At 33.1% G+C, this 3743-nt stretch carries 4 protein-coding genes; all 4 read right to left on the bottom strand.

Annotation, left to right across the window (positions count from 1 at the left end):
- Window positions 1-146: 146 nt before the first annotated feature.
- The 4 genes from C8C76_RS14835 to C8C76_RS14820 all read right to left on the bottom strand — a co-directional run bounded on the left by C8C76_RS14835 (window position 147) and on the right by C8C76_RS14820 (window position 3573).
- Entirely contained in the window at window positions 147-1514 is a 1368-nt protein-coding gene (locus tag C8C76_RS14835) for an ABC transporter substrate-binding protein (protein ID WP_108143004.1), read from the bottom strand.
- A gap of 121 nt (window positions 1515-1635) precedes the next feature.
- On the bottom strand, window positions 1636-2319 hold the full coding sequence (locus C8C76_RS14830; protein WP_108143002.1) for a glycerophosphodiester phosphodiesterase: 684 nt from the start codon (window positions 2317-2319) through the stop codon (window positions 1636-1638).
- A 108-nt stretch (window positions 2320-2427) separates the two neighbouring features.
- Complete coding sequence (locus C8C76_RS14825) at window positions 2428-3348, bottom strand: inorganic phosphate transporter (protein WP_108143000.1); 921 nt, start codon at window positions 3346-3348, stop codon at window positions 2428-2430.
- Between the two features lie 3 nt (window positions 3349-3351).
- The gene (locus C8C76_RS14820; RefSeq protein WP_108142998.1) at window positions 3352-3573 is read right to left on the bottom strand and encodes a DUF47 family protein; all 222 of its coding nucleotides are present in this window, start codon (window positions 3571-3573) and stop codon (window positions 3352-3354) included.
- Between the last annotated feature and the right edge of the window lie 170 nt (window positions 3574-3743).

The raw sequence follows: 3743 nt of genomic DNA, 5'->3' as shown, positions 1-3743 counted from the left end.
TCAGTATGGAGTTTTCAAAGTTCAATATTTTAGTTATTTATTACAATTATTACTTTTTTAGACTGTTACTTTCTGGCTTTAGCCGAGAATCCTCATTTAATATAAATCAAGGGGATAAGATATATCCCCTTGATTTAGTTTTTAAATCAGTCTTTAATGATAACTTCATCCTTCAATTGCCTCTGTAATTGAGTTGCTGCAAAAATAACAGCTTTATCTGCACTTAATTGTCCACCTTCAACACCTTTAATGGTCTGATAAATAACATCCTGATATTTAGGCCACATTGAATGATTAGGCATAGTCATAGTATAATCAAGTAATTTTGTAGCATTAGCTGTAAATTTATCTTCACGATATACTTGAATTTCAGCTTCGCCCTTTCTAATAGCTAAATGCCCACTCTTTAAAGCATGACGTAAATTCAAATCAGGAGCTGAAGCTAAAGCAACTAATTGGAAAGCAATCTCAGGATGTTTACTATTTTTATTGATCATATACATCAATGGATGAGAAAGTGTATTTGGTTTGCCATTTTTATCTCCAACTGGCATCAAGAAAAAGTCTATATTTTTTTCACCCTCTGTCGGAGTTAATCCATAATCTGACAACCATTCAGCGTAATTCCAACTACCACCCTGCCATAAGAAGGCCTTTCCTTCCAGGAATCCTTTATGAATTGAAGACCAACCATAATCAGTCATACTGGATGGTGTAATTTCCCATTTATATACTATATCGTGATAGTATTGGAAGAACTTCTTATATATTGCTTTATCGAAAACTAATTTTCCTGTTTCTTGATCCTGTAATACTCCACCAAAGGAAATATACCACTGGAACCAATCTACACCATTAGTAGGACGATGATATAAACCCCAATCAACCAGACCAGCATCTTTAACCTTTTTAGCCAGTTCTGCCATATCTGTTAAAGTAAAGGTACCATTCGCAACATTTTTCTTTAGTTCTTCTATTTTACTATCAGAATAACCAAGTTTTCTAAGCATATCTTTTCTAAAATACATCATACGGGCTTCAGTATCCTGAGGCACACCATAATAATGACCCTTAAATTTACCTGCATCCCATAATGTTTCATAAATATCTCCTAAAAGATTCTTATATTTTTCTTTATATTCATCCAATGACAAGAGATATCCTGCAGAAGCATATTGTCCAATTTTTTCATGACCATTTACGATTATATCTGGGGCATCATTGGACTGAAAAGCCAGTAAAATTCTCTGCCAATATTTAGTCTTTTGCTGTGTCCAGAAATCAGTCTCTATCTCTATCCTCTTATTTATTCCTGCTTCTTCATAAATTGCATTTAAACGATTAGCAGCCTCAATTAAGTTTTTATCACGCCATATTGAAGGATTATCCGGACCTACTGTCCAGGCAGTAATTTTTATGACCTCAACATCCTCCTGAGCCATACTTATAACTGAACAAGTTAAAACCAAAAACATTGCCAATACCAACAAAAAGATTCCCTTTAAATTTTTCATTTTTTCCCTCCTAATTTTAATTTTGTCAAAATCGTTAGACTACCCTTCAAAAACCCAAAGTAAAATTTTCCTTATGCCTTATCACCCCCTAATTTATTATTCTAAAACTATCTAACAAAAGCTATAATAATTCAGGTTTATTCCCACATATTCCATAAATATCAAATTTTTCAACTTCTTTGATTACTTCAGGGCGTTCTTCATGCCAGATTATTACCTCCAACCCTTTTTCATGAATTTCATCCATAAATTCTTTTTTTATCAATGTATGAGGGTCTTCAAAGCGTTCCCAACAAAAATGAACATAATTAGCTTTAATCTGTAAAGTTTTATCAATAAAATTATCATAAGGAGTTCCTACCATTAAAGAAGTTTCAATTAATGGATCAAGTTGTTTAACTTTTTCTATTTTTTTAGCATCAAAACAACCCACAATTAACGGACCATTAAATCCAACTTCTTTTATCAAATATACTAATTTATCCTCTAAGTACTCACCTTTAATCTCAATATATAATCCACAGCGGCCATTTAAATGATTAAATACTTCCTTTAATGTTGGGATTTTTTGATTTTTTTCAATTCTATATTCCTGAATCTCCTTTGCGGTCATATTTTCAATATAACCTTGACCATCTGTATACTTGCTTATATCAGAATCATGACTTACCATTAATACTCCATCTTTTGATAACCTTATATCAAGCTCAACCATATCAGCTCCTAATTCAATAGCTTTATCAAAAGCTATTAATGTATTTTCAGGTTCATAAGCTGAGGCCCCTCGATGTCCAATTCTGTACATTTAAACCTTCATCCTTCCTTTATCCATAATTATTTTTTTAAAACAATTTAATCATAACATTATTTTGTTTCCAAAATATTAAATCAATATTAAAGAACTGTAAACATTCTAAAAAATCAAAGTTAACAATAAACTAATTATCCCTGCAATTGTAGGGGTTCCTAGCCATCCAAATAATATATTTTTAATCGTATTTTTATTTAGATAATTCATTCCTTTAATCAAACCAATCCCCATTACTGCTCCCACAATTGCCTGGGAAGTTGATACTGGTATTCCAATTCTGGCATAGATATAAACAGTTGTTGCCTCTGCCAGCACTGCCACCAGTGCACTAAAAGGTAATAATTCAGTTATTCCCTTCCCTACTGTCATCATTACATTTTTACTATAAGTCAAAACCCCACTGGCAATACCTAATCCTCCTAATAAGGCCCCCTGAAAGACTGTTATCATACCTGACTTTACAAAAACTCCTGTTACATTAGCCACATTATTTGCTCCCAGAGCATAAGCACCATATATACCTGCCAGAATCAATCCCATCTTGAGTACTTTATCTAAAGTCACTACATCTTTTATTGTTCTTTCAACCCCCCAACCCAGGATTATATATAATAAGAAGGCTACTACCATAGCCCCTATTGGTGTTAATACCCAGGCCAATACTATCTTACCCAAAGGACTAAAATCAATAGACTGTCTAACTATACCTGCCCCAATGATAGCTCCTACTATGGCTTGTGAGGTTGATACCGGTAATTTAAAATAGGTCATTAAAGTTACAGTTAATGCTGCTGCCAGGGAAGTTATAAAGGCGGAATTTACTGTTTGGGAAGACAAACTTCCCAAAGTCTCCATTCCTCCAGCTCCCTCCAGTACTGCTCCCAGAATTACAAATACTGAAGTCAGGATTGCAGCAGTCCAAAACTTAACCATTCTGGTAGCTACTGCTGTTCCAAAAATATTGGCAGCATCATTTGAACCCAGAGCCCAACCTAGAAATATACCTGCTATTAATCTGAACATCTTTTAAACCTTCCTCAGGGCTATTATTATCTCTATTTCATCACCAGCATCCTCAATTTTATCAGAAATATTAGCTATCATTGTAATAAAATCCCTGTATAAAATCTTTAAGCCATAATCCAGGTCATCCCTTTTTGATAATCGTGAAATTAACAATCTTTCTATTATATCTACTTCTGATTCTAAATTATCTATCTCTGCCACTAATTTAAATGATTCATCTATATTTTTACACTAGCATTGCATAAAAATATTTAAGAAAAGTCAAGTTCTGTTTTTAACGAAAATACTTGCTTAAAATAGAAAAACTCCTTATAATTGGGATTAGGATAGTCTTTGTCCAAATCCCAAAAAATAAGGAGCATATACTATGGACAAAGATATCACAGAAACCA

The sequence above is a fragment of the Halanaerobium saccharolyticum genome (assembly GCF_003053565.1).
GTDB classification, from domain to species: domain Bacteria; phylum Bacillota; class Halanaerobiia; order Halanaerobiales; family Halanaerobiaceae; genus Halanaerobium; species Halanaerobium saccharolyticum_B.
Note: the sequence above shows the minus strand (reverse complement) of the source record. Positions and strands in the feature narration are given on the sequence as shown.